This is a genomic window from Burkholderia sp. E168m23, from assembly GCF_016586125.1.
Classification (GTDB): domain Bacteria; phylum Pseudomonadota; class Gammaproteobacteria; order Burkholderiales; family Burkholderiaceae; genus Burkholderia; species Burkholderia orbicola.
The window spans coordinates 1-1,502 of the sequence record NZ_BCPP01001297.1 but is presented as its reverse complement, the minus strand read 5'-3'; the positions used below and the strand labels follow the sequence as shown (position 1 = coordinate 1,502).

General features: G+C 64.8%; 1 pseudogene. It reads right to left on the bottom strand.

Going from position 1 to position 1,502, the window contains the following annotated elements:
• Positions 1-944: pseudogene (locus tag JMF90_RS36715) on the bottom strand (xanthine dehydrogenase family protein molybdopterin-binding subunit); the annotation flags it as partial.
• Positions 945-1,502 lie beyond the last annotated feature (558 nt).

Here is a 1,502-nt window from a genome sequence, read left to right as displayed (position 1 = left end):
ACCATCGCGGCCGCATTCTCCGACACTTCGAGCGGCGACTGCGTCGGCACGACGAGGTGCAGCGACTGCGTCGCGGCGTCGTACCAGCAGTTCGCGTTGTCGGGTTCGAGCGCGGCCGTATCGACCGACTGCGTGTTGTATTCGCGGTCGAACACGAGCCAGTCGGCTGACGGATGGTCGAGCTCGCTCGCGATCTGCCCGGCGAGGAACATGCCCTGCTCGTCGAGCTTGCCGTGCTCCTTGCCGTCCGGCCAGACCGGCAGGTGCTTGCGCATCATGCTCGGGAAGATCGGCGCGTCCTTCAGGCTCGAATAGACGTCGTCGTCATAGGCCGTCTTGCCGCCCACGCGCACGTAGCGGAAGGTGCCCCACGGATCGCGCTCGAGCGGGCCCGTGACCGCGCCGTAGCGGATCACGTCGTCGCGGAACTTGAGCGCGTTCTTCGCGAAGCGGAAACGCGCGAAGTCGTGATAGATGAGGATCGCGACCGCATGACCGAGATACGCGGGCGTCTTGCCGGCCGGCAGCAGCATGTCGTCGCCGTAGAACGCCGGGAATGCGACGCCGTCGCGCGCGAGATCGTCGGCCGTGACCACGCGGTCCGGCTTCAGCTCGTCGCCGAGCAGCGACAGGTCGAAGCCTTCGTACGTGCGGTCGGCCTGCGTGACGCGCAGGATCAGCGCGTGCGACTGCTGCTGCGGCCAGTGCGGCATGTCGGCGGCGCGCACGTCGCGGGCGAACACTTTAGAGCCGGTGACCTTCGCGATGCCGTCGATGCGGAATTGGGGGATGCCGGTGACGCTATCCCATTTGACCGGGGTGAGGAGTTTTTCTTCGAAGAGCGCCGCGAACGCGCGGCTGCCGATGGGCGCGACATACACCGCGACGCCCGCCAGCACGCTGGCTTTCAGAAAACCCCGCCGTGACAGGCCGTGGTTTTTCATTGGGGGAGAACCTCCTGATGCGGCTCGTACGGCGATCGGGTGTCGCGGCGTTCGGAGCGGCGCGCATTCTGGCATTGTTTTTGATATATCGCCTATAGTATTTCCCGCATGAAATACTTATTGGATTTCTTATGACGGGTTTCAGCCGGGCTGCGGCGGGTGGTCGCGGGGCGATCCGTTGGCCGTTTGCGTGCGGCCGGATGCCGTCGTACATCGTTCCGTTCGCAACGAACCGGCCTTTGCGCCGCCGAATCCGCAAGCCGCTCGCAGCCGGGACTGACGACCGCGCACGACGCAATGCGCGGTGCCGCCGGGCGGCCCGCGCCGCCGCCGTTTTTCATCAGTTGCTCCGAGAAACGCCGTCCTTCAGAACGGGGAGGAAAGGCGTGCTGTTGACAGGCAGCTTCTTCCCCGGGTTAGGATTACGTGCATGATTCTTGTCTACCGCTACCGGGTGAAATCGCTCAACGGACTGCTCAACAAGCAGAGCCGTGCGGTGAACTACGTCTGGAACTTCTGCAACGACACGCAGAAGCTCGCGCTCGATCTGGTGCGGCG